The organism is Streptomyces calvus (assembly GCF_006782915.1).
GTDB classification, from domain to species: Bacteria; Actinomycetota; Actinomycetes; order Streptomycetales; family Streptomycetaceae; genus Streptomyces; species Streptomyces calvus.
In genome coordinates, this window is record NZ_VCNP01000040.1 from 152,201 (window position 1) to 177,306 (window position 25,106).

Consider the following 25,106-nt stretch of genomic DNA (forward strand, 5'->3'; position numbering starts at 1 on the left):
CGCCAGTCGGGTGGTCGTTGGCGGAACGCTTCAGCGCTCCGCCAACGAGCCGCGGCGTCAGTGCTTGCGGCGCCTGCCGCGCCCGCCGCGCCCCGCGGCCGGCCGCACCTCGGGCGCCTGCTCGTGCCCCTCCGTCCGGGACCCGGACGGTGCCCGCGACGCCGGCCGGTCGGCCGAGACCACCAGCGCGGCCAGGGCCGTGGTGACCGGCACCGAGGCCACCAGGCCGATCGAGCCGATCAGGGTGCGCACGATCTCCTCCGCGACGACCTCGCTGTTGGCGACCGTTCCCACGCCGCTCTGCGCGATGGAGAACAGCAACAGCAGTGGCAGCGCGGCACCCGCGTAGGCCAGGACCAGCGTGTTGACCACGGAGGCGATGTGGTCGCGGCCGATGCGGATGCCCGCGCGGTACAGCCCGCGCCAGCCGGTCGACGGATTGGCCTCGTGCAGCTCCCAGACCGCGGACGTCTGGGTGACCGTCACGTCGTCGAGGACACCGAGCGAACCGATGATGACGCCGGCCAGCAGCAGACCGCTCATGTCGATCTCGGGATACAGGCCGTGGATCAGGCCGGTGTTGTCGTCGGTGTCGCCGGTCAGCGCGGCCCAGCCGATGAACAGTGAGCCCAGGACGCCGATCAGCAGCAGCGAGATCAGGGTGCCGAGGACGGCGACCGAGGTGCGTGCCGACAGCCCGTGACAGAGGTACAGCGCGATCAGCATGATCGCGCTCGCTCCCACCACCGCCACGACCAGTGGGTTCGAGCCCTGCAGGATGGCGGGCAGGATGAAGAAGTTGAGCACCAGGAAGCTGATCGAGAGCGCGACCAGTGCCATCACGCCCCGCAGTCGTCCCACGGCCACGACGGCGAGCGCGAAGATGCCGGCCAGCAGAGCCAGGGGCAGGCGCCGGTTCACGTCGGTGACCGAGTACTGCAGGTCCTCGGGCGCCGAGGGCTCGTAGGCGACGATGACCTCCTGGCCCTCGCTCAGCTGCCGGGACTGGTCCGGCTGCACGATCTCGTTGAACGTGCGGCCCTTGTCGTCGCCGGTGTCGACGCGGATCGTCGCCTTCTTGCAGGTGCCGTTCGCCTGCTGCTGGGCGGAGGAGCCCTCGGCGGTGGAGGTGTCACCGGTCGGGACACCGCCGGAGGCGTTCACGGACTGGCAGCTCACCTGAGCCACCTCGGTGACCGTGGCGCGCTGCGTCTCACGGTCGAAGCCGACGCCGGTGCGCTCGTGCCCCGGGGCGCCGCCCGGCCACAGCACCGCGAGGCCGATCAGCACCGCCGCGGCGAACGGGATCAGGACCGCCGCGATGACCCTGCGCAGATGCCGGGACACCGGCGCCGCCGGGCCGTGGCCGTGACCGTGGGAGTGCCCGTGAAGGTGACCGTTTCCGTGGCCGTGTCCGCCGCCGGGTCCGTGCGGCGGTTCGGACGGGGGAAACGGAGGCGGCTGATTCGAGGTCACCGACCGATCATCGCAAGAACAAGGGGGGCCCTCTGTTCACCGCGCCAGAAATGACGCTAGCGTGGAGGCACCTTTTGTACACGCGGGAGCTCGGAGCACCGGGCTGAGAGGGCGCTGACCTCCGTCCCAGCGATGTTTCACATGAAACATCACCGATGACGAGTGATGTTTCACACGGAACGTCGGCAGACGGAAACCGCTGCGTCGACCGCCGAACCTGTTACCGGGTAATGCCGGCGTAGGGAGTAGGTCTCATGACCAACAAGGACGCACGCACGCCTGCCTCCACGCAGAACCCGACGGAGACGTCGGCGAACCAGGAGGCCGGGAAGTCCGTCGGCTGGCACAAGGCGTACGTCGAGGGCACGCGCCCCGACCTGCGGGTGCCGGTCCGTCAGGTGCACCTCACCAACGGGCAGTCGGTCACGCTGTACGACACATCCGGCCCGTACACCGATCCACTCGTCGACACCGACGTCCGCCGGGGGCTGGCCCCGCTGCGGGACAACTGGATCATCTCCCGCGGCGACACGGAGGAGTACGCGGGCCGTCCCGTCCGCCCCGAGGACGACGGCATCAAGCACACCTCTCCGCGCGGCGGTCTGCGCAACCTGGACGCGGTCTTCCCCGGCCGGCCGCGACTGCCGCGCCGAGGCCGCTCCGGCCAGGCGGTCACGCAGCTCGCGTACGCGCGCCGGGGCGAGATCACGCCCGAGATGGAGTTCGTGGCGATCCGGGAGAACGTTTCTCCTGAGGTGGTCCGCGAGGAGATCGCGGCCGGGCGGGCGGTGCTGCCCGCCAACGTCAACCACCCGGAGATCGAGCCCATGATCATCGGCAAGCGGTTCCTGGTGAAGGTCAACGCCAACATCGGCAACTCGGCGGTCACGTCCTCCATCGAGGAGGAGGTGGAGAAGATGACCTGGGCGACCCGCTGGGGCGCCGACACGGTCATGGACCTCTCCACCGGCCGCAACATCCACACCACCCGCGAGTGGGTCCTGCGCAACTCCCCCGTGCCCATCGGCACCGTGCCGCTCTACCAGGCCCTGGAGAAGGTCGACGGCCGGGCCGAGGCGCTGACCTGGGAGATCTACAAGGACACGGTCATCGAACAGGCCGAGCAGGGCGTGGACTACATGACGGTCCACGCCGGCGTGCGCCTGGCGTACGTACCGCTCACCGCCAACCGCAAGACCGGCATCGTCTCCCGCGGCGGCTCGATCATGGCCGCCTGGTGCCTGGCGCACCACAAGGAGTCGTTCCTGTACGAGAACTTCGAGGAGCTCTGCGAGATCCTCGCCGCGTACGACGTCACCTACTCGCTCGGCGACGGCCTGCGGCCGGGCTCCATCGCGGACGCCAACGACGAGGCGCAGTTCGCGGAGCTGCGCACGCTCGGGGAACTCAACCGGATCGCGAAGCGTTTCAACGTTCAGACCATGATCGAGGGCCCGGGACATGTCCCGATGCACAAGATCAAGGAGAACATCGACCTTCAGCAGGAGATCTGCGATGAAGCCCCGTTCTATACGCTCGGCCCGCTGACGACGGACGTCGCGCCCGCGTACGACCACATCACCTCCGGCATCGGTGCCGCAATGATCGCCTGGTGGGGCACGGCGATGCTGTGTTACGTGACGCCCAAGGAGCACCTGGGCCTGCCCAACCGCGACGACGTCAGGACCGGTGTCATCACCTACAAGATCGCCGCCCATGCCGCCGACCTGGCCAAGGGCCATCCCGGTGCGCAGGAGTGGGACGACGCGCTGTCCGACGCCCGCTTCGAGTTCCGGTGGGAGGACCAGTTCAACCTGGCCCTCGACCCGGACACGGCACGGGAGTTCCACGACGAGACCCTGCCGGCGGAACCCGCCAAGACGGCCCACTTCTGCTCGATGTGCGGCCCGAAGTTCTGCTCGATGAAGATCTCGCAGGACATCCGCCGGGAGCACGGCGGCAGTCGGGCGGAGATCGAGGAGGGCATGGCGCAGAAGTCGAAGGAGTTCGCGGCGGCGGGCAACCGCGTGTATCTGCCGATCGCGGACTGACGGGCGAGGGACGGCTGGAGGCCGGACCGGTGAGCGATCGGTGCGCCCCGGTCCGGGCTTCGGCTGGCTGTCCGGTGAGGAGTCCGTCCGGGATGGTGAGGAGTCCGTCCGGGACCCCCTCCCTTTCACCGGGCGGGATGGGCAGACTGGCCCCATGACAGCGAGTGCGATGAGCAAGGGTTCCAATCTCCCCGTCGAGGCCCCCGTGGTGCGCGTCGAGCTCGCCTGGGCTCCCGGGCCCGGGGTGCCCGACATCGACGCCTCGGCGCTGCTGCTCACGACGGCGGGACGCGTGCGGGACGACGGTGACTTCGTCTTCTACAACCAGCCGCGTCACCGGTCCGCCGCCGTCACGCACCTGGGCAAGCGGACCGCGCCCGGTGACGCGTCCGACACGGTGGAGGTGGACCTCCGCTCGGTGGAGCCGGCCGTCGAGCGGATCGCGCTGTGCGCCTCGTCCGACGGCGGAACGTTCGGCCAGGTGCCGGGACTGGTCCTCAGGCTGCTCGACGCCGGAACGGGCGGCGAACTCGCCCGGTTCGAGATGGCCGCCGGCACCGAGACCGCGTTCATCGGCGGCGAGTTGTACCGGCGGCAGGGGAAGTGGAAGTTCCGTGCCGTGGGGCAGGGGGACGCCTCCGGGCTCGCCGGGCTGGCCACCGACTTCGGCATCACCGTGGACGAGCCCGCCCCGGCGGCACCCGCGCCCACGCAAGTTCCGCCCACACCCCCCGTCGCGACTCCGCAGCCCCCCGCCGCTCCACAGCTCTCCACCGCTCCACAGCCCTCCGCGCCCCGCCCCGGTGGCGCCCCGCGGCTCACCAAGGGCGAGGAGCGGCTGCCCGTCGACATGCGCAAGCGGCTCTCCCTGCGCAAGGAGCAGGTGGCGGTCAGTCTGCGCAAGCACGGCGCCGCCGATGTCGTCGCGCGCGTCGTTCTCGTACTGGACGCATCCGGTTCCATGTCGTTCCTGTACTCCAAGGGCGTCGTGGCCGACGTGGTCGAACGAATGGCCGCGGTCGCCGCGCAGTTGGACGACGACGGCGAGATGCAGGCCTGGACGTTCGCCTCGAACCCGGCCCGGCTGCCCGACCTGCGGCTCGGGGAGCTGCCGGAGTGGCTGCGCCTGCACGTACGGGTCGGAGAGCTGGGTCTCTTCCGGCGCGGGCGGAAGAAGGGCCTGGACCCGAGCCAGGTCGACATGCGGGACGTCGGCATCCAGAACGAGGAGCAGAAGGTCATCGCCGAGGTGCGCGCCTTCGTCCGCGGCAACCCGGCGCCCGCTCCGACCCTCGTGCTGTTCTTCTCCGACGGCGGCGTCTACCGCAACAAGGAGATCGAACGCGAGCTGCGCGAGGCGGTGGAGGAGCCGGTCTTCTGGCAGTTCGTGGGGCTGGGCAGGTCGAACTACGGCGTGCTGGAGCGGTTCGACACCCTGCCCGGACGCCGCGTGGACAACGTCGGGTTCTTCGCCGTCGACGACATCAGCACCGTGCCGGACCCGGAGCTGTACGACCGCCTGCTGTCCGAGTTCCCGCAGTGGATCACGGCCGCGCGAGGCGCCGGCATCCTCTGACCCGTACGCACCGAGTCCCCGACCTGCATCCGCACCCGCACCCGGGCATCGGCGCCGACCCTGCCGGTCCGTCCCCGCACCCGGGCACCGGCGCCGACCCCGTCGGTCCGTCCCCGCACCCGGGCACCGGCTCCGTGGGCCCGCACCCGCACGCCCGCACCCGCCTGCCCGTCCCGTCCACCCGGCTCGCGCCCCCGGCGCGGAGGCTTCCCGGAAGCTCTCCGCCCGCAGGGGTGCGCAAGCCGACGGACGGGCCGTCCGGCTGTCCTGCCGGTGCTCCGGTCACTCCGGCCGGTGTTCCGGCCCGCCGAAGTCCGGACTCGAGTAGTCCGGGCTGGAGTAGCTCGGCCGGGTGCCCCGGACCGGGCCGTCGTCGGGACTGGTGAATCCCGGCCGGCCGTACCCGAGGTGCGGGATGCGGCCGGCCGGCGGAGGCGGTGCGGTGTGCTGCAGCGCGCTGCCCGTCGCCGGATCGGTGAGTGCTTCCCGCAGGAACGGCAGGATGCCCCGCTGCAGCAGCGCCTCCCGCCAGGCGTCCCTGGCCAGGATCAGCTCTCCGTCGGGCTCGCCGTACGCGCCGCCGAGCGCCGAGGGCTTGTTGCGCAGCGCGGTGATCAGCAGGCCCGCAGCGGCGACGAGGATGGCGATCGCCGTCACCGCGCCGAACACCCAGCCGGTGGTGACCATGGCCCGGGCGAACGCGGCACCGGGATCGAGCATCCGCAGGGCGTAGCCGACGAGCAGGAAGATCGCGGCCGCGGTTCCGGCCAGGACGGGTGCCAGGACGGCGACGACGGCGACGGCGCCCGCGCCGGTGACCTCGGCCGCCTCCCCCATGGTGGCGGCGAGCCCCATCGCGTTCGTGCCCGGCTCGGCGGAGCCGGAGTCACGGACGGACGGGGTGGACGGCGCCGGTGGACGGCGTCGTTCCTCGCGGACCTTCACATAGTGCTGGTATTCGGTCGCCGCGGCCGCCGTGATGAGCGCGGTGGCGTTGAGCGCCATCGTGCGCAGTTGCTCCGAGTTCAGCGGCCGTCCGGCAGTGGACAGTTCCGTGTGCTGTGGCGCGGAGCGCAGCGCCTCATCGAGAATCCGCTCGTATTCCTGGCGGTCCTCGCTCAGCAGGTGCTGCGGAACGCTGTTCATGTGCATCCCCCGATGCTCCGTAGGGCTTGGGGCTCGGCATGCTGACGAGCCGTCGGGCAGAAACGGAGGGGAGCCTGCTACGGATAAGCCGATGGTAGAGCCGTGACGGCGCGCGGTGACAGGGGATTGACTGAATTTGCCGTCGACGGGACGGTGTCCCGAGGGCCGCGACGGCCGCCCGGTGGACCGTCAGACGTCCAACGGAAGCTTCCTGACCAGGAGTTTCCCGGCCATGGTGACTCCGCCGTCCATCGCGATGGCGAGTCCGTCGGCGTAGACGTGCGGTCCGGAGACCGCCGGTCCGGTGTCGTCCTCGCCGTCCTCGGAGCCGACTTCGCCGAGCAGATACGGAATGGGGCTGTGGCCGTGAACGACCCGGGTGCCGCCGTACGTATCCAGCAGGGAACGCACGGCGTCGGCGCCGCCCTCGTCGCGGAAGGAGAACCGCTTGGTGAACTTGCGGAACAGGTCCCAGACCTCGTCGGCGTCGTTGCGGGTGAGCGTTTCGCGGACGGTGTCGTTGACCTCCTCGATGGAGCGGCCGTAGTCGAGGTAGGCGGTGGTGTCGGAGTGGAGCAGCAGGTGGCCGTCGACCTCCTCGACGGCGTCGAGACGGGCCATCCACTGCAGGTGGTGGTCCTGGAGGCGGTCCATGTCGGTCTTCTGGCCGCCGTTGAGCAGCCAGGCCGCCTGGAAGGTGGCGGTGCCGGCGCCGGAGTTGACGGGGGTGTCGCCGAACCGCTTCGCGCCGAGCAGCAGCAGTTCGTGGTTGCCCATGAGCGCCTTGCAGTAGCCACCGGCCGCGGCGGCCTCGGCGGACAGCCGCATCACGAGGTCGATGACGCCGATGCCGTCCGGGCCGCGGTCGGTGAAGTCGCCGAGGAACCACAGCCGCGCGGTGCCGGCGCACCACTGGCCCGCTGAGTCGATCAGGCCCTGCTCCTGCAGGGCGGCCACCAGTTCGTCGAGGTAGCCGTGGACGTCGCCGACCACGTACAGCGGTCCCTGGCCGTTGACGGGCTGGGGGGCGGGCGCGGACGTGGGGTCGACGGTCACCTGAACAGTGTCGCCCCGATTGATGACGGGGAGGTCCCGCTGGGTCGGGGTGTATCCCTCCGGATACGCCTCCTCGGACGGCGGGGCGACGTCACCCGGGTGGGTGCTCTGGGCGTACGGACCGGTCTCGTGGACGTACGCGGGTACCCGGAAGTCGCGCAGCGTCGCCGTCCGCTCCACCTCGGGTCCCTGACCGGCCCCCTGAGTCATCGACCCCTCCACCATCGCGCCGCATCTGCACCGCGTCGGACTGCCTGGTCGCAGCGGCCCGCGGTGTCGTGGGCCCATCATAGGAATGCGGATCGCGCTGTGTGATGACCCAGGGGTGGTGAATCGGAGCAGGACTCCGGGTCGCCGCGGCTTTCGCCCCGTTTGAGCCGGTGTTCGACCGCCCGATGCCTCCTGGTCACGCGTCCGCCGCCGACGGCCGGCCCGCCCTCCTCCGGACGGCCGGCCCGTTTTTCCCCCGCGGAAGCGGTCGGGGCGGGGCCCTCGGGTCCCCCCTCCGGAAGCGAGGGCACCGCCCCGGGCGGGGTCCGCGTACGGACCCCGCCCGCGACCCGGTGTCACGTGCCGTTCGGCGACCTCGGCGGGCTGACCGTCGTACGGGGCGGACGGCGCTGCGAGGAGGTCCGCACGATCAGCTCGGTCGGTATGACCTGCTCCACCGGGTGGTCGGAGTCGACCCCCTCGATCGCGTCGATGAGCAGCTGGACCACCGCCGTGCCGATGCGGCGGGGCTTCAGCGAGAGCGTGGTGATGGGCGGCTCGGTGTTGGCGTAGACGGTGGACTCGCTGCAGCAGACCAGCAGCAGGTCGTCCGGGACGCGCAGGCCGTAGCGCCGGGCGGCGGCGAGCAGGTCGGTGCCGTTGGGGTCGAACAGGCCGTACACGGCGTCGGGGCGGTCCGGGCGGGCGAGCAGCCGGTCGGCGGCGACGGCGCCCGCGCACGGGTCGTGCGCCGGGTAGGCCTCGTAGACGGGTTCCTGGCCGACGCGCTCGCACCAGCGCAGGTACGCGGTGGTCGACAGGTGGGTGTACGTGTCGGTCGTGGTGCCGGTGAGCAGGCCGATGCGGCGGGCGCCGGCGCCGGCGAGGTGGTCGAGGATGCCGAGGACGGCGGCCTCGTGGTCGTTGTCGACCCAGGCCGTGACCGGCAGCGAGCCCGCCGGGCGGCCGTCGGAGACGACGGGTAACCCCTGGCGGACCAGTTCGCTGACGACCGGGTCCTGGTCGGAGGGGTCGATGACGACCGTGCCGTCGAGGGCGACGTTGGACCACACGTCGTGGCGGGAGGGCGCGGGCAGGATGACGAGGGCGTAGCCGCGGGCGAGCGCGGCGGAGGTGGCGGCGCGCGCCATCTCGGCGAAGTACGCGAACTCGGTGAAGGTGAAAGGTTCATCCCCGTACGTGGTCACGGTCAGGCCGATGAGCCCGGACTTCCCGGTGCGGAGCGTACGGGCGGCGGCCGAGGGGCGGTACCCCAGTCTGTCGGCCACCTCGCGGACGTGGCGCCGGGTGGCGTCCGGGAGCCTGCCCTTGCCGTTGAGGGCGTCGGAGACGGTCGTGATGGAGACTCCGGCGGCGGCGGCCACGTCCCTGATGCCCGCCCGACCCGGCCGGCTGCCTCGTCGTGAGGTTTCCGCGCGGCTCACCTGGTGCTTCCCTGCTGCTGTCATGGCGAGCCGATAGTAGGGCTCATGCGGTGGGGTAGGGCGGCCGCATATGCACGCATCGACAGGCACGTTTCTGCAAGATCATTAAAGGTCAACGCCCTTGGAAATAAAGGGTGTTGGCGGTTCCAATGCCAATACCTGGCGTGTCGGCGCATGCGGGCCTGGCGTGGGTGCGATGTTGCGAAGAGGTCTCAACTCACCTGCACGGGGGACGCGCGCCACGGCGCGAACCACCGGCGCGTAGATATATGTGCGGCGCGCCCCCGGGTCGCACGCCATTCGTACACCTTCGAGGGACGTTGCCCTTGTTGTGCATGTGACCGACGAGGCAGGCCGGAGCGGCCGCCGCCCCTATACGCAGCGGCGTCGAATCCTCATAAGGTGAGCAGTATTGGATGTCGGCGGCGGTCATGGCCGCCGGTCTTCGCGAGGAGGACTGCGGTGAGCGAGACGAGCCCCAAGCTGCGCGCCGAGCTGGAGGGGATCCCCACCTACAAGCCGGGCAAGCCGGCGGCGGCCGGTGGGCAGGTGGCCTACAAGCTGTCCTCGAACGAGAACCCGTACCCGCCGCTGCCCGGCGTGATGGAGACCGTGACGGCCGCGGCCTCGTCCTTCAACCGCTACCCGGACATGGCCTGTACGGCCCTGATGGCCGAGCTGTCCGAGCGGTTCGCCGTGCCCGCCTCCCACCTGGCCACCGGCACCGGTTCGGTCGGCGTCGCCCAGCAGCTGCTGCAGGCCACCTCCGGCCCCGGCGACGAGGTGATCTACGCCTGGCGGTCCTTCGAGGCGTACCCGATCATCACGCAGATCAGCGGTGCCACGTCGGTGCAGGTGCCGCTGACGCCGGGTGACGTGCACGACCTGGACGCGATGGCCGACGCGATCACCGACCGGACCCGGCTGATTTTCGTCTGCAACCCCAACAACCCCACCGGCACCGTCGTGCGCCGGGCCGAACTGGAGCGCTTCCTCGACCGGGTGCCGGGCGATGTCCTGGTGGTCCTGGACGAGGCCTACCGGGAGTTCATCCGGGACGCCGAGGTGCCGGACGGCGTCGAGATCTACCGCGAGCGGCCCAACGTCTGCGTGCTGCGGACCTTCTCCAAGGCGTACGGCCTGGCGGGCCTGCGGGTCGGCTTCGCCATCGCCCACGAGCCGGTGGCCGCGGCGCTGCGCAAGACCGCGGTGCCGTTCGGGGTGAGCCAGATCGCGCAGGAAGCGGCGATCGCCTCGCTGCGCGCCGAGGACGAGCTGATCGGCCGGGTCGGCTCGCTGGTGTGCGAGCGCAACCGCGTGATGGACGGGCTGCGCGCCCAGGGCTGGACGGTGCCGGAGACCCAGGCCAACTTCGTGTGGCTGCGGCTGGGGGAGCGCACGGTGCCGTTCGCGCAGGCATGTGAGCGGGCGGGTGTGGTCATCCGGCCGTTCCCCGGTGAGGGTGTGCGGGTCACGGTCGGGGAGGCCGAGGCGAACGACATCTTCCTGAAGGTGGCGGAGGGCTTCCGCAAGGAGCTCTGACCAGCGCTTGCGTCCAGGCGGCCGACGGGATCACCCGTCGGCCGCCGTCGTGTGCGGCCGCAGGTTGCGGCAAAGGGGTTGACGTCACAGGGGACCCCCCTTCCGGGTCTGAAAAGCAGTAGGTCATAATTGCTTGTGAATGTGAACGCGTTCACAAGCGCATCCCGTTTTCCCGAGTTGTGGGGGATGAACGGGAGCAAAACAGCCGCTGCGACCACGGCGATGTAAGGAGCGACGACGTGGACCTGGCTCTGGCGCCGGAGACCCTGGCGCGATGGCAGTTCGGCATCACCACCGTCTACCACTTCCTCTTCGTTCCCCTGACGATCTCCCTCGCCGCCCTGACCGCCGGGCTGCAGACCGCCTGGGTGCGCACGGAGAAGGAGAAGTACCTCCGGGCGACCAAGTTCTGGGGCAAGCTCTTCCTGATCAACATCGCCATGGGCGTGGTCACCGGCATCGTGCAGGAGTTCCAGTTCGGTATGAACTGGTCCGACTACTCGCGGTTCGTCGGTGACGTCTTCGGCGCGCCGCTCGCCTTCGAGGCGCTGATCGCCTTCTTCTTCGAGTCCACCTTCATCGGTCTGTGGATCTTCGGCTGGGACAAGCTCCCCAAGAAGATCCACCTGGCCTGCATCTGGATGGTCTCCATCGGCACGCTGCTCTCGGCGTACTTCATCCTGGCCGCCAACTCCTGGATGCAGCACCCGGTCGGCTACCGGATCAACGAGGAGAAGGGCCGCGCCGAGCTCACCGACTTCTGGCTGGTGCTCACCCAGAACACCGCGCTCAACCAGGTCTTCCACAGCTTCTCGGCGGCCTTCCTGACCGGCGGCGCCTTCATGGTCGGCATCGCGGCCTTCCACCTGATGCGCAAGAAGCACATTCCGGTGATGCGCACCTCGCTGCGGCTCGGCCTGGTCACCCTGGCGGTCGGCGGCATGTTCACCGCCATCAGTGGCGACACGCTCGGCAAGGTCATGTACGAGCAGCAGCCGATGAAGATGGCCGCCGCCGAGGCCCTGTGGGACGGCGAGAAGCCGGCGCCCTTCTCCGTCTTCGCCTACGGAGACGTCGACCAGGGCCACAACAAGGTCGCCCTGGAGATACCCGGCCTGCTGTCCTTCCTCGCCCACAGCGACTTCGAGTCGTACGTGCCCGGCATCAACGACACCAACGAGAAGCTCCGGGAGCAGTTCGGCCCCGGTGACTACAAGCCCATCGTCCCCGTCGCCTACTGGGGCTTCCGCTGGATGATCGGCTTTGGCATGGCGTCCTTCTCGCTCGGCCTGGTCGGACTGTGGCTCACCCGCAAGAAGTTCCTGCTGCCGGCCGCCTGGCGCACCGGTGAGGACGAGGTGCCGCATTTGGTGCTGCTCAAGCAGCCGCTCGGCGCCCGGCTCACCCGGCTCTACTGGCTCCTCGCCCTGTGGACCATGGCGTTTCCGCTGATCGCCAACTCCTGGGGCTGGATCTTCACCGAGATGGGCCGGCAGCCCTGGGTGGTCTACGGCGTGATGCAGACCCGCGACGCGGTCTCCCCCGGTGTCTCCACCGCCGAGGTCGTCATCTCGATGTCCGTGTTCACCCTGCTCTACGCCGTCCTGGCCGTCATCGAGGTCAAGCTGCTCGCCAAGTACGTCAAGGCCGGCCCGCCCGAGCTCAGCGAGTCCGACCTCAACCCGCCCACGAAGCTCGGCGGCGACGTCCGTGACGCCGACAAGCCGATGGCCTTCTCGTACTAGGCCGAGGGAGCTGCACAGTCATGGAACTGCACGACGTCTGGTTCGTTCTGATCGCCGTCCTGTGGACCGGCTACTTCTTCCTGGAGGGCTTCGACTTCGGGGTCGGCATCCTCACCCGGCTGCTCGCCCGCGACCGCGCCGAGAAGCGGGTGCTGATCAACACCATCGGCCCCGTCTGGGACGGCAACGAGGTGTGGCTGCTCACGGCGGGCGGCGCGACCTTCGCCGCCTTCCCCGAGTGGTACGCCACGCTCTTCTCCGGCTTCTACCTGCCACTGCTGCTCATCCTGGTGTGCCTGATCATCCGTGGTGTCGCCTTCGAGTACCGGGCGAAGCGGCCGGAGGAGAACTGGCAGCGCAACTGGGAGACGGCGATCTTCTGGACCTCGCTCCTGCCGGCGTTCCTGTGGGGTGTGGCCTTCGGCAACATCGTCCGCGGGGTGAAGATCGACGCCGACTTCGAGTACGTGGGCGGCGTCGCGGACCTGTTCAACCCCTACGCCCTGCTCGGCGGCCTGGTCACCCTGACGCTGTTCACCTTCCACGGCACCGTCTTCACGGCGCTCAAGACGGTCGGTGAGATCCGGGAGCGGGCGCGCGGGCTGGCCCTGCGCGTGGGACTCGTCACCGCCGTTCTGGCGTCGGCCTTCCTGCTGTGGACGCAGGCCGACCGCGGTGACGGCACCAGCCTGGTCGCGCTGGTCGTGGCGGTCGCCGCGCTGGTCGCCGCCCTCGGGGCGAACCAGGCAGGACGTGAGGGCTGGTCGTTCGCCCTGTCCGGGGTCACCATCGTGGCCGCCGTGGCGATGCTCTTCCTGACGCTGTTCCCGAACGTCATGCCGTCGACGCTCGACCCGGCCTGGAGCCTGACCGTCACCAACGCCTCCTCCAGCCCCTACACCCTGAAGATCATGACCTGGCTCGCGGTGATCGCCACGCCGGTCGTGCTGCTCTACCAGGGCTGGACGTACTGGGTCTTCCGCAAGCGGATCGGCACCCAGCACATCGCCGATCCCGTGCACTGAGGGTGTGTTTCACGTGAAACCGATCGACCCGCGTCTGCTCCGGTACGCCCGAGCCACCCGGGGCTTCCTGGTGGCGGTTGTCGCCCTGGGGGCCATCGGCGCGGGACTGGTCATCGCGCAGGCCATGCTCATCGCCGAGGTGGTGGTGGGCGCCTTCCAGGACGGCCTGTCCGCCGGTGAACTCGGCACTCCCCTGCTGCTCCTCGCCGTCGTCGCGGCCGGCCGCGGGCTGGTCGGCTGGCTGACCGAGCTGGCAGCGCACCGGGCCGGCGCTGCGGCCAAGTCGGAGCTGCGCGGGCGGCTGCTGGAGCGGGCGACGGTCCTCGGCCCGCAATGGCTGGACGGACAGCGCACCGGATCACTGGTCGCCCTGGCGACCCGCGGTATCGACGCGCTCGACGGCTACTTCTCGCGCTATCTCCCCCAGCTGGGGCTCGCCGTGGTCGTGCCGGTGGCGGTGCTGGCGCGGATCGTCACCGAGGAGTGGGTCTCGGCGGCGATCATCGTCGGCACCCTGCCGCTCATCCCGGTCTTCATGGTGCTGATCGGCTGGGCCACCCTGTCCCGGATGGACCGCCAGTGGCTGCTGCTGTCCCGGCTGTCCGGACACTTCCTGGACGTCGTCGCCGGGCTGCCGACGCTGAAGGTCTTCGGGCGGGCCAAGGCGCAGGCTGAGTCGATCCGGCGGATCACCGCCGATTACCGCCGGGCCACCCTGCGCACGCTGCGGATCGCCTTCATCTCCTCCTTCGCCCTGGAACTGCTGGCCACGCTGTCGGTGGCGCTGGTCGCCGTGACGATCGGCATGCGACTGGTCCACGGCGACCTGGACCTGTACATCGGCCTGGTCATCCTGATCCTGGCGCCCGAGGCGTATCTGCCGCTGCGGCAGGTCGGGGCGCAGTACCACGCGGCGGCCGAGGGCCTGGCGGCGGCCGAGGAGATCTTCTCGGTGCTGGAGACGCCCGTACCGGCGCGGGGCACCGGCGCGGTGCCGTCGGGAGCCCTGTCCTTCGAGGCGGTGACCGTCCGCCACCCCGGGCGGTCCACGGACGCCGTCTCGGACGTGTCCTTCACCGTCGCGCCCGGCGAGACCGTCGCGCTCGTCGGGCCCAGCGGGGCGGGCAAGTCGACCCTGCTCGACGTGCTGCTCGGGTTCGTCCGGCCCACCGGAGGGCGGGTGTGCGTCGGGGGAGCCGATCTCGCCGGTCTCGACCTCGCCGCGTGGCACCGCCGCGTCGCCTGGGTGCCGCAGCGTCCGCATCTGTACGCCACGACGATCGCGGAGAACGTACGGCTGGCCCGGCCCGACGCGGACGACGACGCCGTACGGCGTGCCCTGCGGGACGCCGGGGCGCTGGAGTTCGTGGACGCGCTCCCCGAAGGCGTCGGCACCGTGCTCGGTGAGGACGGAGCGGGACTGTCGGCCGGGCAGCGGCAGCGGCTCGCGCTGGCCCGGGCGTTCCTCGCGGACCGGCCCGTCCTGCTGCTCGACGAGCCGACGGCCGCGCTGGACGGTGCCACCGAGGCCGAGATCGTGTCGGCGGTGCGACGGCTTGCCGCCGGCCGGACCGTGCTGCTCGTGGTGCACCGGCCGGCGCTGCTGGCCGTCGCGGACCGCGTGGTCCGGCTCGCGGAACCGGCCGCCACGGCCCACGGCGAGTCCGCGCGCAGGGAGGCCGCCGCCGAACCGCTCACCGAACCCGGCCCGCCGCCGGCCGCCGGGCCCACCGGGTCCGACGCCGACACGGTCCCCGGCGGTGTGCTCGCCCGGGTCCGCGCCCTGTCCGCCGCCCGGCGCGGCCGGCTCACCCTGGCGCTGCTGCTCGGCACCCTCGCGCTGGGCAGCGCCGTCGGGCTCATGGCGACCTCGGGATGGCTCATCTCCCGGGCCTCGCAGCAGCCGCCCGTGCTGTATCTGATGGTGGCCGTGACGGCGACCCGCGCCTTCGGCATCGGGCGGGCCGTGTTCCGCTACGCTGAGCGGCTCGTGTCGCACGACGCGGTCCTGCGCATGCTGGCGGACACCCGGGTCGCGGTCTACCGGCGGCTGGAGCGGCTGGCGCCCGCCGGGCTGCGCGGCGCGCGCCGGGGCGATCTGCTCTCCCGGCTGGTCTCCGACGTGGACGCACTCCAGGACTACTGGCTGCGCTGGCTGCTGCCGGCCGGTGCGGCCGTCGTGGTCTCCGCCCTGTCCGTGGGCTTCACCGCCTGGCTGCTGCCGGAGGCCGGGGCCGTGCTCGCGGCCGGGCTGCTGGCGGCGGGCGCCGGTGTGCCCCTGCTGACCGGCGCCGTGGCCCGGCGCGCGGAACGCCGGCTGGCACCGGCCCGGGGCGTCCTCGCCACCCGGGCGACCGATCTGCTCACCGGCACCGCCGAACTGACCGTCGCCGGTGCCCTGCCCGCCCGCGCCGCCGAGGCGCGGCGGGCCGACGGCACCCTCACCCGGATCGCCTCGCGCGCGGCCACCGCCACGGCGCTCGGCGACGGGCTCACCGCGCTGCTCTGCGGCCTGACCGTCGCGGCCGCCGCGCTCGTCGGCGTCCAGGCGGTGGCCGACGGCCGGCTGGACGGTGTGGCGCTGGCGGTGGTGATCCTCACGCCGCTGGCCGCGTTCGAGGCCGTCCTCGGGATGCCGCTTGCCGTGCAGTACCGGCAGCGGGTGCGCCGCAGCGCCGAGCGCGTGTACGAGGTGCTGGACGCCCCTGTGCCCGTACGGGAGCCGCAGTCGCCGCGGCCGGCGCCCGTGTCGCCGTTCCCGCTCGCCGTCCGGGGGCTGGCCGCCCGGTACGCCGGGCAGGACCGGGACGCGCTGGCCGGGCTGGACCTGACACTGGAGAAGGGGCGCCGGATCGCGGTGGTCGGACCGTCCGGCTCCGGCAAGACGACCCTCGCTCAGGTGCTGCTGCGCTTCCTGGACCCCGGCGCGGGCTCGTACACGCTGGCCGGTGCGGACGCCCGTGCCCTGGACGGCGACGACGTACGGCGGCTGGTCGGACTGTGCGCCCAGGACGCGCACCTCTTCAACAGTTCGATCCGGGAGAACCTGCTGCTCGCCAGGAAGGACGCGACCGAGGAGGACCTGCGCGACGCGCTCGCCCGGGTCCGGCTGCTGGAGTGGGCCGACACTCTGCCCGACGGCCTCGACACGTTCGTCGGCGAGCACGGGGCGCGGCTGTCCGGCGGGCAGCGGCAGCGGCTGGCGCTGGCCCGGGCACTGCTCGCGGACTTCCCCGTGCTGGTGCTGGACGAGCCCGCCGAACACCTGGACCTGCCGACCGCCGACGCGCTCACCGCCGATCTGCTGGCCGCCACCGAGGGACGCACCACGCTGCTCATCACGCACCGGCTGGCCGGTCTGGACGCGGTGGACGAGGTGATCGTGCTGGACGGGGGACGCGTGGCGCAGCGCGGCAGGTACGCCGAACTGACCGCCGTGGAGGGCCCGTTGCGCTCCATGGCGCGGCGCGAGGAGGCCACGGAACTCCTCGTGACGGCGCGTTAGCCGACCGCTCGTCGAGCGGCCGGCCATGACAGGACGTCAGACAGGACCGCTAATGCTCCCGTTCGGCGGTGCCGCTGGTCCGTCCGTGGCGGATGGTCCCCCATGTGTACGACGTGAACAGGACCGCGCGCGGGGTCGGGGGCCAGGATCGCAGTCATGCGTTTCACCCGCCGCCATCCGCTGCTCGCCGCCCTGCTGCTGTGCGCACTCGCCGTGCTCGCCGCCCGGCCCACCGACGGCGACGGCCACGCCCCCGGCCACGGCTCCGCGTCCGGCGTCAGTGCCGAGGTGGCGCGGCTGTACGAGGAGGCGGCGGAGGCGACCGAACGGTACGAGGCGGCCCGGCGCGAGGCCGGGAAGCAGCGCGCCAGGGCCCAGCGGCTGGAGGCGCGGCTCGACCGCGAGCGGCAGGCGATGGCGGGGCTGCGCAAGGACCTGGGCCGGATCGCCAGCTCCCAGTACCGGGACGGCGGCGGGCTGCCGCTCACGGCGCACATGATCCTGGCCGACGACCCGGAGGAGATGATGCGCGGTCAGCGGGCGGTGTGGCAGGCGGAGGTGGCGCTCGACCAGGCCATCGGCCGCAGTGAGCGGGCCGAGGCGCGGCTCGCCCGGGACGAGGCGAGGGCCGCGGCGGCCTGGAAGCGGCTGGAGCGGCGGAACGCGGAACTCGCCGCCCTGAAGCAGGGCATCGAGCGCAAGCTCGAAACGGCGCGGTGGAAGCTCCAGGGCCAGGCGGACGCCTCGGTCGCGGCCGGTGCCTGCCGCGGCGCGGTCCGGCTCGACCAGCCGCGGACGCGGTACAGCGTCGACTGGGTGGCGCCGGTGGAGACGTACGTGCTGTCGGCCTCGTACGGCAGCGGGGGCGCGCGGTGGGCGAACCGGCACACCGGGCAGGACTTCGCGGTGCCGATCGGCACACCGGTCAGGGCGGTGGGCGCCGGTGAGGTGGTGAAGGTGTCCTGCGGCGGGGCGTTCGGCATCGAGATCGTGCTCCGCCACGCGGGCGGCTACTACACCCAGTACGCCCACCTCGCGGCCGTCGCCGTCGACCAGGGGGAGCGGGTCGAGACCGGGCAGTGGATCGGGCAGTCCGGCACCAGTGGCAACTCCACGGGGCCGCACCTGCACTTCGAGGTGCGGGTGACGCCGGAGATGGGATCGGCGGTGAACCCGGTGTCGTGGCTGGCCGGGCGCGGGGTGTCGCTGTGAGCCGGACGCGGGGTGCCGCGGTGAGTGGCTAGCGCCGTTCCTCGATCAGCTGCTCGATGATCACGGCCACTCCGTCGTCGTTGTTGGCGACCGTGCGGCCCGAGGCGGCGGCGATCACGTCCGGATGGGCGTTGCCCATGGCGTAGGAGCGGCCGGCCCAGGTCAGCATCTCGACGTCGTTCGGCATGTCCCCGAACGCGACGACCTCCTCGTGGGAGATGCCGCGCTCGGCGCAGCACAGGGCGAGCGTGCTGGCCTTGGACACGTCGGGTCCACTGATCTCCAGCAGGGCGCTGGGGCTGGAGCGGGTGACGGTGGCGCGGTCGCCGATGGCGAGCCGGCCCACGGTGAGGAAGGCGTCGGGGTCCAGCTCGGGGTGGTAGGCGAGGATCTTGAGCACCGGCTGGTCGGCGGTGTGGGAGTCCGGGCCCAGCAGGTCCTCGGCCGGGGAGAGGACGTCCGGGATCTCCAGGTGCAGCTTCGGGTAGGCCGGCTCCTGGTTGAAGGCGTAGGTCTGCTCGACGGCGAACACCGTGCCCGGGGCGGCCTCGCGCAGCAGCCGTACGGCGTCCAGCGCGTTCTCCCGGGCCAGCTCGCGCACCTTCACGAAGCGGTGCGTGCCGGGGCCGCCGTGCAGGTCGACGACGGCGGCGCCGTTGCCGCAGATGGCGAGGCCGTGGCCGTGCACGTGGTCGCTGACGACGTCCATCCAGCGGGCCGGGCGGCCGGTGACGAAGAAGACCTCGATGCCCGCCTCCTCGGCGGCGGCCAGCGCGGCGACGGTGCGCGGGGAGACCGACTTGTCGTCGCGCAGCAGCGTGCCGTCGAGGTCGGTGGCGATGAGCCGGGGCGGAGTGGCGGCGGCCGGGGTCTCGTGCTGTCGGGTCGCTGAGGTCACCCGGCCATTGTCCCGCATATGCCCGCACGGTCGTGCGGGACTCCGCACATCTGAGTGGTTACCACCGTCACAGCCCCGTGCGCCGCCGCCCCGGGCGGAGCGGAGGCCCGCTCAGCGCAGCTGGGCCGGTGCCTCCATGGCGATGCGCTCGAAGACCTTCTGGTCAGCGGCGAAGTCCGAGTCGGGGATGGGCCAGTGGATCACGATCTCGGTGAATCCCAGCTCCGCGTGGCGGCCGGCGAAGTCCACGAAGGCGTCCAGGGACTCCAGGGGGCGGCTGCGGTCCGGGGTGAAGCCGGTGAGCAGGATCCGGTCCAGCTCGGTGGCGTCCCGGCCCAGCTCCGCGCAGGCGTCGGCCAGCTTCTCCGCCTGGCGGCGAATGGCCTGAACCGACTGCTCGGGCGTGCCGTCCTCGAACAGTTTCGGGTCGCCCGTGGTCACCCACGCCTGCCCGTACCGGGCCGCGAGCCGCAGACCGCGCGGTCCGGTGGCCGCCACGGCGAACGGCAGCCGGGGCCGCTGCACACAGCCCGGGATGTTCCGCGCCTCGTGCGCGGCGTAGAAGTCGCCCTCGTAGGACACCGTGTCCTCGGAGAGCAGCCGGTCCAGCAGCGGGACGAACTCGGCGAGGCGGTCGGCGCGCTCGCGGGGCGTCCACGGCTCCTGGCCGAGCGCGGTGGCGTCGAAACCGGTGCCGCCCGCGCCGATCCCGAGCGTGAGGCGCCCGCCGGAGATGTCGTCGAGGGAGATGAGCTCCTTGGCGAGCGTGACCGGGTGCCGGAAGTTCGGAGAGGTCACGAGGGTGCCCAGGCGCATCCGGTCGGTGACGGCCGCCGCGGCGGTGAGGGTCGGGACGGCGCCGAACCACGGTCCGTCCCGGAAGCTGCGCCAGGACAGATGGTCGTAGGTGTAGGCGGCATGGAAGCCGAGTTCCTCGGCGCGCACCCACGTCGCACGGCTGCCTTCGTGCCAGCGGCGATAGGGAAGGATCACGGTGCTCAGACGCAGGCTCATGGCCTTGAGCCTAGGCCCTGTCGTCGCGTTCCCGCCTGCCTCACGACGCCCTGCACGCACTCGCCGCGCCGCGTTTCACGTGAAACGGTCACCGCACTCGCTTTCCGTCATCCCCTCCGTGCGCCGAAGGCGCCGTACCCGTGCCTTCGCGTCATCGCACCCGTCCACTCAGCCAGGGAGTGAGGACGACCATCGGGATGAACTCCTTGTACGTGCGGTCCCCCGGCAGCGGCACGACCAGGAAGTAGCCGGGCGGGAAACGCCGGGCCCTGACATGGGCCAGCCCGTCGAACAGGGACCGCAGGAAGGCCGGAACGTCGTCGCGGGGAATGTCGGGACACTCCACGCCCTCGACGTCGATCAGCGCGTCGTCCTCCGGGTAGAGTCGCACACTCACCCGCGGCAGGCCGCCGAACTCCACATGGGCCTCGGGGGGGAGGGAGCCGTCCGGGTCGGTGGTGACGCCGACACCCGCGGCGGTGCGGCGGGAGGTCTGATCGGCGCCGATGTCGTGGGTCACCTCGATCTCGCGTCCGTACGCCTCGGCGAGTGCCCGGAGGGCGGTGACGGCGGCCTCGGTGCTGGGCAGGTGGTCCATCTCACCGATCATGCTGCCTTCAGTGGCTCCGGGGGAAGCGCAAATACCGGCTGGGCACGGCCCGGGTCAGCCACACGCCGTTGGCGCTCCTGTGGAAGACGTGGCCGTCGCGGTGCATGGCGGCGGCGTCCACGGACAGCACGACCGGGCGGCCCCGGCGGGCACCCACACGGGTCGCCGTCTCGCGGTCGGCGGACAGGTGCACGGCGTGCCGGTTCATCGGCCGGAGCCCCTCGGCGCGGATGGCGTCCAGGGTGCGCGCGACCGTCCCGTGGTACAGGTACGGCGGCGGGGTGGCCGGCGGCAGCCCGAGGTCGACCTCCACGCTGTGGCCCTGGCTGGCGCGGATCCGGGTGCCCTCCACGGCGAAGCGCCGCTTGTCGTTGGTGGCGACGACGTGGTCCAGTTCCTCCCGGGTGAAGCGGAAGCCGTGCGCCGAGGCCGCGTCGATCAGTGTGTCGATCTCGACCCAGCCGCCCTCGTCGAGGGTGAGCCCGATCCTCTCCGGCTGATGACGCAGATGCTTGGCGAGGTACTTCGACACCTTCACGGTGCGTCGTTCGTCCATCCCTCCAGACTGCCGGGAGAGACGCGGATCACGCGATCGATTTCCTTCCGGAGGTTTGATCCACAGCCAAGTGCAGTTATCCACAGGGGAATTGGGGTTCCTTGTGGACAACGAGCCGCTCAAGTGCCGTTTCACACAGGCGGTTTGATGCGCGCGATCCTCCGCAGCACGCCCGGCATCCACCGCGACAGCGCGTACGCTCCCCGCGCCTCCGGCGTGACCGGCACCACCGCCTCGTCGCGCACCACCGCCCGCAGCACCGCGGCGGCGACCTTCTCCGGCGGATAGTTGCGCAGCCCGTAGAGGCGGGCGGCCCGCCGCTGCAGGCGCCGTTCCGTCTCGGGGTCCGTCCCGGCGAACCGGGCGGTGGAGGTGATGCCCGTGTTCACGAACCCCGGGCAGACCGCCGTCACGCCGATCCCCTGCCCGGCCAGCTCCGCGCGCAGGCACTCGCTCAGCATCAGCACCGCCGCCTTGGACGTGCTGTACGCGGGCAGCGCCCGGGACGGCTGGAACGCCGCCGCCGAGGCGATGTTGACGATGTGACCGCCCTGACCGCGCTCGGCCATCCGCCGCCCGAAGAGCCGGCAGCCGTGGATCACACCCCACAGGTTGACGTCGAGGACCCGCTTCCACTCCTCGGTGGTGGTGTCGAAGAACGAGCCGCCGAGCCCGATCCCGGCGTTGTTCACCAGGACGTCCACCACGCCGTACGCGTCGGTGACCCGCTCGGCGAGCCGCTCCATGGCCCGCTCGTCGGAGACGTCCGCACCCTCGGCCCAGGCCGCCGCCGCGCCACGGCGCCGGGCCTCCTCCGCGGTGCGGGCCGCGGCCCCGGCGTCCCGGTCCACCGCCAGCACGCGCGCGCCCGCCTCGGCGAACGCCAGCGCGGTCGCCCGCCCGATGCCGCCGCCCGCACCGGTGACCAGGACCAGTTGCCCGCCGAAGCGCTCGGCGTACCGGCCCGGAGCCGCCGCGCCGGACTGCCCGGCCTCCACGGACGTCACGAAGTCGGCGATCCAGGTGGCCAGGTGGTCGGGCCGGGTGCGCGGCACCCAGTGCCCGGCCGGAAGCGTCCGCCGGGTCAGCCGTGGAGCCCACCGCTCCAGTTCGTCGTGGAGCCGCTCCGAGAGGAACACGTCGTCCAGCGGTGTGATGAGCTGCACCGGCACGTGGGCGAAGGCGTCCGCACGCGGGTTGCGCAGCCGGGCCCGCACGTTGTCCCGGTAGAGCCAGGCTCCGTGGGCCGCGTCCGACGGCAGGGACGAGGTCGGGTAGTCGCCGCCGGGCACCTTCGCCAGGCGCCGCAGGATGTGCGGCCAGCTCCGGCCGAGCGGCCCGCGCCAGGCGAGTTCGGGCAGCACCGGGGTGTGCAGCAGGTACGCGTACCAGGACTTGGCGCCCTGGCCGAGCAGCTGGCCGACGCGGCGCGGGGTGGGCCGTTTCAGGCGGCGGTCGATCCAGTGCCCGAAGTGGTCGAGCGAGGGACCGGACATGGAGGTGAAGGAGGCGATCCGTCCCGCGGTGCGCCCGACCGTGACGAACTCCCAGGACTGCACCGAGCCCCAGTCGTGCCCCACCAGGTGCACCGGCCGGTCCGGACTGACCGCGTCCGCGACGGCCAGGAAGTCGTCGGTCAGCTTCTCCAGGGTGAACCCGCCGCGCAGCGGCCGCGGCGCCGTGGACCGCCCGTGGCCCCGGACGTCGTACGCCACCACATGGAAGCGGCCGGCGAGGCGCGGCGCGACCTCGGACCACACCTCCTTGCTGTCGGGATAGCCGTGCACGAGGACGACCGTCGGCCGCTCCGGGTCGCCCATCTCGGCGACGCACAACTCGACACCGCCCGTGCGCACCCGGCGCTCCCGCGCGCCCCTCAGCCCCGTCATGGCCGCGAATCTGACAGGTGCCGCAGGCCTCGTCAATGGCGCCCCGGGTCCGGCGCGGCCGGTGAACGGCTCCCCGGCGCGCCGTGGTGACCCGGCCGGCAGGCCACCGGACACCCCTCAAGGAGGGTCCCCTACGGGCCCGTACGACTCCAGGGGGACGCCAAGACGGCTCTCCGGTCTGACGACCGTCGTGGTACGGGTCACTAGCGTCGGGGACGTGACTGTGATCGCGACCGAAAGCCTGAGCAAGCGGTTCCCCAGGGTGACCGCTCTTGACCGGCTCTCCGTGGACGTCGGGCCCGGTGTGACCGGACTCGTCGGAGCCAATGGAGCCGGCAAGTCCACACTGATCAAGATCCTGCTGGGTCTGTCCCCCGCCACCGAGGGCCGTGCCGAAGTGCTCGGCCTCGACGTCGCCACCGAGGGCGCCGCCATCCGCGAACGCGTCGGCTACATGCCGGAGCACGACTGCCTGCCGCCGGACGTCTCGGCCACCGAGTTCGTCGTCCACATGGCGCGCATGTCCGGCCTGCCGCCCACCGCCGCGCGCGAGCGCACCGCGGACACGCTGCGCCACGTCGGCCTGTACGAGGAGCGCTACCGCCCCATCGGCGGCTACTCGACCGGCATGAAGCAGCGCGTGAAGCTGGCGCAGGCCCTCGTGCACGACCCGCAGCTGGTCTTCCTCGACGAGCCGACCAACGGCCTCGACCCGGTCGGCCGCGACGAGATGCTCGGCCTGATCCGGCGCATCCACACCGACTTCGGCATCTCCGTCCTGGTCACCTCGCACCTGCTGGGCGAACTGGAACGCACCTGCGACCACGTCGTCGTCGTCGACGGCGGCAAGCTGCTGCGGTCCAGCTCCACCACCGACTTCACGCAGACCACCACCCCCCTCGCCATCGAGGTCACCGACACCGACGAGCACCCGGACGGCACCCGCGCGGTGCGCGAGGCGCTGCACGCGCGCGGGGTGAGCGTCGAGGACGGCAGCGGACTGCCGGGCGCCGGACACATCCTGCTGCTCACCGCGCAGGGCGAGCAGACCTACGACCTGGTCCGCGACGTCATCGCCGACCTCGGCCTCGGCCTGGTGCGCATGGAACAGCGCAGGCACCACATCTCCGAGGTCTTCAGGAACGGCGCGGACAGCGGCGAAGAGCGGAAGGAGGCGGTCGGCCATGGCGGCTGAACAGTCCACCCGGACACCGGTCACCGCATCGGGTGACACTCGTATCCACAACATCGGCTACCGCTCCTACGACGGCGCCCGCCTCGGCCGCGCCTACGCCCGGCGGTCGCTGTACTCGCAGTCCCTGCGCGGCTCCTACGGCCTCGGCCGCTCGGTGAAGTCCAAGGTGCTGCCGATGCTGCTGTTCGTGGTGATGTGCGTGCCCGCCGCCATCATGGTGGCCGTCGCCGTCGCGACGAAGGCCAAGGACCTGCCCGTCGACTACACCCGCTACGCGATCGTCATGCAGGCCGTCATCAGCCTGTACGTCGCCTCGCAGGCACCCCAGTCGGTCTCCCGCGACCTGCGCTTCAAGACCGTACCGCTGTACTTCTCGCGGCCCATCGAGACCGCCGACTACGTGCGCGCCAAGTTCGCCGCGCTCGCCTCGGCCCTCTTCATCCTCACCGCCGCGCCCCTGCTGGTGCTCTACGTCGGCGCGCTGCTGGCCAAGCTCGACTTCTCCGACCAGACCAAGGGATTCGCACAGGGACTCGTCTCCGTGGCACTGCTCTCGCTGCTCTTCGCCGGCATCGGCCTGGTCATCGCGTCGGTCACCCCGCGCCGCGGCTTCGGCATCGCGGCCGTCATCGCCGTCCTGACCATCACCTACGGCGCGGTCTCCACGCTCCAGGCGATCGCGGAGGTGCAGAACAGCGGCGACAGCATCGCCTGGATCGGCCTGTTCTCGCCGATCACCCTCATCGACGGCGTGCAGTCCGCCTTCCTGGGCGCGGCCTCCGCCTTCCCCGGCGGGGTGGGCCCGAGCAACGCCGAGGGCATCGTCTACGTCCTGGTCACCCTCGGCCTGATCGCCGCGAGCTACGGCCTCCTGATGCGCCGCTACAAGAAGGTGGGCCTGTGACCACTCCCACCCGTCTCCTGCCATCACCCTTCTAAGGACCGGGCTGCGCCC

Annotated in this window: 18 protein-coding genes; 9 read left to right on the plus strand and 9 right to left on the minus strand. The window is 71.6% G+C overall.

Annotation, left to right across the window (positions count from 1 at the left end):
* Positions 1-57: 57 nt before the first annotated feature.
* A complete protein-coding gene (locus tag FGW31_RS17415; protein WP_142194352.1) occupies positions 58-1,476 on the minus strand; it encodes a YibE/F family protein in 1,419 nt (472 codons plus the stop codon).
* 254 nt (positions 1,477-1,730) lie between these two features.
* On the opposite strand from FGW31_RS17415, the gene thiC reads away from it, so the two are divergent.
* Positions 1,731-3,527, plus strand: a complete 1,797-nt coding sequence (gene thiC, locus FGW31_RS17420; protein WP_142194353.1) for a phosphomethylpyrimidine synthase ThiC — start codon at positions 1,731-1,733, stop codon at positions 3,525-3,527.
* Between the two features lie 154 nt (positions 3,528-3,681).
* Entirely contained in the window at positions 3,682-5,103 is a 1,422-nt protein-coding gene (locus tag FGW31_RS17425) for a VWA domain-containing protein (protein WP_142194354.1), read from the plus strand.
* Positions 5,104-5,385: 282 nt separating this feature from the next.
* Here FGW31_RS17425 and FGW31_RS17430 read toward each other — a convergent pair whose 3' ends face one another.
* From FGW31_RS17430 to FGW31_RS17440, 3 genes are all read right to left on the minus strand, one after another.
* Complete coding sequence (locus FGW31_RS17430; protein WP_142194355.1) at positions 5,386-6,255, minus strand: hypothetical protein; 870 nt, start codon at positions 6,253-6,255, stop codon at positions 5,386-5,388.
* Between the two features lie 183 nt (positions 6,256-6,438).
* On the minus strand, positions 6,439-7,530 hold the full coding sequence (locus tag FGW31_RS17435) for a metallophosphoesterase (RefSeq protein ID WP_142194356.1): 1,092 nt from the start codon (positions 7,528-7,530) through the stop codon (positions 6,439-6,441).
* 341 nt (positions 7,531-7,871) lie between these two features.
* On the minus strand, positions 7,872-8,984 hold the full coding sequence (locus tag FGW31_RS17440) for a LacI family DNA-binding transcriptional regulator (RefSeq protein WP_142194357.1): 1,113 nt from the start codon (positions 8,982-8,984) through the stop codon (positions 7,872-7,874).
* A gap of 438 nt (positions 8,985-9,422) precedes the next feature.
* Here FGW31_RS17440 and hisC point away from each other — a divergent pair, with 438 nt between their 5' ends.
* The 5 genes from hisC (at position 9,423) to FGW31_RS17465 (ending at position 17,989) form a co-directional block, all read left to right on the plus strand.
* Positions 9,423-10,502: a histidinol-phosphate transaminase gene (hisC, locus tag FGW31_RS17445; protein ID WP_142194358.1), complete on the plus strand. Its 1,080-nt coding sequence runs from the start codon at positions 9,423-9,425 to the stop codon at positions 10,500-10,502.
* Positions 10,503-10,741: 239 nt separating this feature from the next.
* Positions 10,742-12,247, plus strand: a complete 1,506-nt coding sequence (locus FGW31_RS17450) for a cytochrome ubiquinol oxidase subunit I (RefSeq protein ID WP_142194359.1) — start codon at positions 10,742-10,744, stop codon at positions 12,245-12,247.
* A gap of 20 nt (positions 12,248-12,267) precedes the next feature.
* Positions 12,268-13,272 carry a cytochrome d ubiquinol oxidase subunit II gene (gene cydB, locus FGW31_RS17455; protein WP_142194360.1) on the plus strand — a complete coding sequence of 335 codons (1,005 nt, stop codon included), beginning with the start codon at positions 12,268-12,270 and terminating at the stop codon, positions 13,270-13,272.
* Positions 13,273-13,285: 13 nt separating this feature from the next.
* Positions 13,286-16,777, plus strand: a complete 3,492-nt coding sequence (gene cydD, locus FGW31_RS17460) for a thiol reductant ABC exporter subunit CydD (RefSeq protein WP_142194361.1) — start codon at positions 13,286-13,288, stop codon at positions 16,775-16,777.
* Positions 16,778-16,933: 156 nt separating this feature from the next.
* The gene (locus FGW31_RS17465) at positions 16,934-17,989 is read left to right on the plus strand and encodes a M23 family metallopeptidase (RefSeq protein ID WP_142194362.1); all 1,056 of its coding nucleotides are present in this window, start codon (positions 16,934-16,936) and stop codon (positions 17,987-17,989) included.
* Between the two features lie 28 nt (positions 17,990-18,017).
* Here the strand turns inward: FGW31_RS17465 and FGW31_RS17470 are convergent, their stop codons facing one another.
* From FGW31_RS17470 to FGW31_RS17490, 5 genes are all read right to left on the minus strand, one after another.
* On the minus strand, positions 18,018-18,905 hold the full coding sequence (locus FGW31_RS17470) for an HAD hydrolase family protein (RefSeq protein ID WP_161176094.1): 888 nt from the start codon (positions 18,903-18,905) through the stop codon (positions 18,018-18,020).
* A 93-nt stretch (positions 18,906-18,998) separates the two neighbouring features.
* Positions 18,999-19,901: an LLM class flavin-dependent oxidoreductase gene (locus FGW31_RS17475; protein WP_142194364.1), complete on the minus strand. Its 903-nt coding sequence runs from the start codon at positions 19,899-19,901 to the stop codon at positions 18,999-19,001.
* A 151-nt stretch (positions 19,902-20,052) separates the two neighbouring features.
* Positions 20,053-20,511: a hypothetical protein gene (locus tag FGW31_RS17480; protein ID WP_142194365.1), complete on the minus strand. Its 459-nt coding sequence runs from the start codon at positions 20,509-20,511 to the stop codon at positions 20,053-20,055.
* 7 nt (positions 20,512-20,518) lie between these two features.
* Positions 20,519-21,067, minus strand: a complete 549-nt coding sequence (locus tag FGW31_RS17485) for an RNA 2'-phosphotransferase (protein ID WP_142194366.1) — start codon at positions 21,065-21,067, stop codon at positions 20,519-20,521.
* 131 nt (positions 21,068-21,198) lie between these two features.
* Positions 21,199-22,956 (minus strand): SDR family oxidoreductase, encoded by a 1,758-nt coding sequence (locus FGW31_RS17490; protein ID WP_142194367.1) that lies wholly within the window; start codon positions 22,954-22,956, stop codon positions 21,199-21,201.
* A gap of 223 nt (positions 22,957-23,179) precedes the next feature.
* Between FGW31_RS17490 and FGW31_RS17495 the strand changes: the two genes are divergently transcribed.
* Together FGW31_RS17495 and FGW31_RS17500 are read left to right on the plus strand one after the other, a co-directional pair.
* A complete protein-coding gene (locus tag FGW31_RS17495) occupies positions 23,180-24,151 on the plus strand; it encodes an ABC transporter ATP-binding protein (protein WP_142194446.1) in 972 nt (323 codons plus the stop codon).
* The gene (locus FGW31_RS17500) at positions 24,141-25,055 is read left to right on the plus strand and encodes an ABC-2 transporter permease (protein ID WP_142194368.1); all 915 of its coding nucleotides are present in this window, start codon (positions 24,141-24,143) and stop codon (positions 25,053-25,055) included. Before FGW31_RS17495 ends, FGW31_RS17500 begins: the two co-directional genes overlap by 11 nt.
* Positions 25,056-25,106: the final 51 nt, after the last annotated feature.

Coding starts and splice junctions, on each gene's coding strand:
- thiC (WP_142194353.1), top strand. CDS start 1,731: ATGACCAACAAGGACGCACGCACGCCTGCCTCCACGCAGAACCCGACG.
- FGW31_RS17425 (WP_142194354.1), top strand. CDS start 3,682: ATGACAGCGAGTGCGATGAGCAAGGGTTCCAATCTCCCCGTCGAGGCC.
- FGW31_RS17430 (WP_142194355.1), bottom strand. CDS start 6,255: ATGCACATGAACAGCGTTCCGCAGCACCTGCTGAGCGAGGACCGCCAG.
- FGW31_RS17435 (WP_142194356.1), bottom strand. CDS start 7,530: ATGGTGGAGGGGTCGATGACTCAGGGGGCCGGTCAGGGACCCGAGGTG.
- FGW31_RS17440 (WP_142194357.1), bottom strand. CDS start 8,984: ATGACAGCAGCAGGGAAGCACCAGGTGAGCCGCGCGGAAACCTCACGA.
- cydB (WP_142194360.1), top strand. CDS start 12,268: ATGGAACTGCACGACGTCTGGTTCGTTCTGATCGCCGTCCTGTGGACC.
- FGW31_RS17465 (WP_142194362.1), top strand. CDS start 16,934: ATGCGTTTCACCCGCCGCCATCCGCTGCTCGCCGCCCTGCTGCTGTGC.
- FGW31_RS17470 (WP_161176094.1), bottom strand. CDS start 18,905: ATGCGGGACAATGGCCGGGTGACCTCAGCGACCCGACAGCACGAGACC.
- FGW31_RS17475 (WP_142194364.1), bottom strand. CDS start 19,901: ATGAGCCTGCGTCTGAGCACCGTGATCCTTCCCTATCGCCGCTGGCAC.
- FGW31_RS17480 (WP_142194365.1), bottom strand. CDS start 20,511: ATGATCGGTGAGATGGACCACCTGCCCAGCACCGAGGCCGCCGTCACC.
- FGW31_RS17485 (WP_142194366.1), bottom strand. CDS start 21,067: ATGGACGAACGACGCACCGTGAAGGTGTCGAAGTACCTCGCCAAGCAT.
- FGW31_RS17490 (WP_142194367.1), bottom strand. CDS start 22,956: ATGACGGGGCTGAGGGGCGCGCGGGAGCGCCGGGTGCGCACGGGCGGT.
- FGW31_RS17500 (WP_142194368.1), top strand. CDS start 24,141: ATGGCGGCTGAACAGTCCACCCGGACACCGGTCACCGCATCGGGTGAC.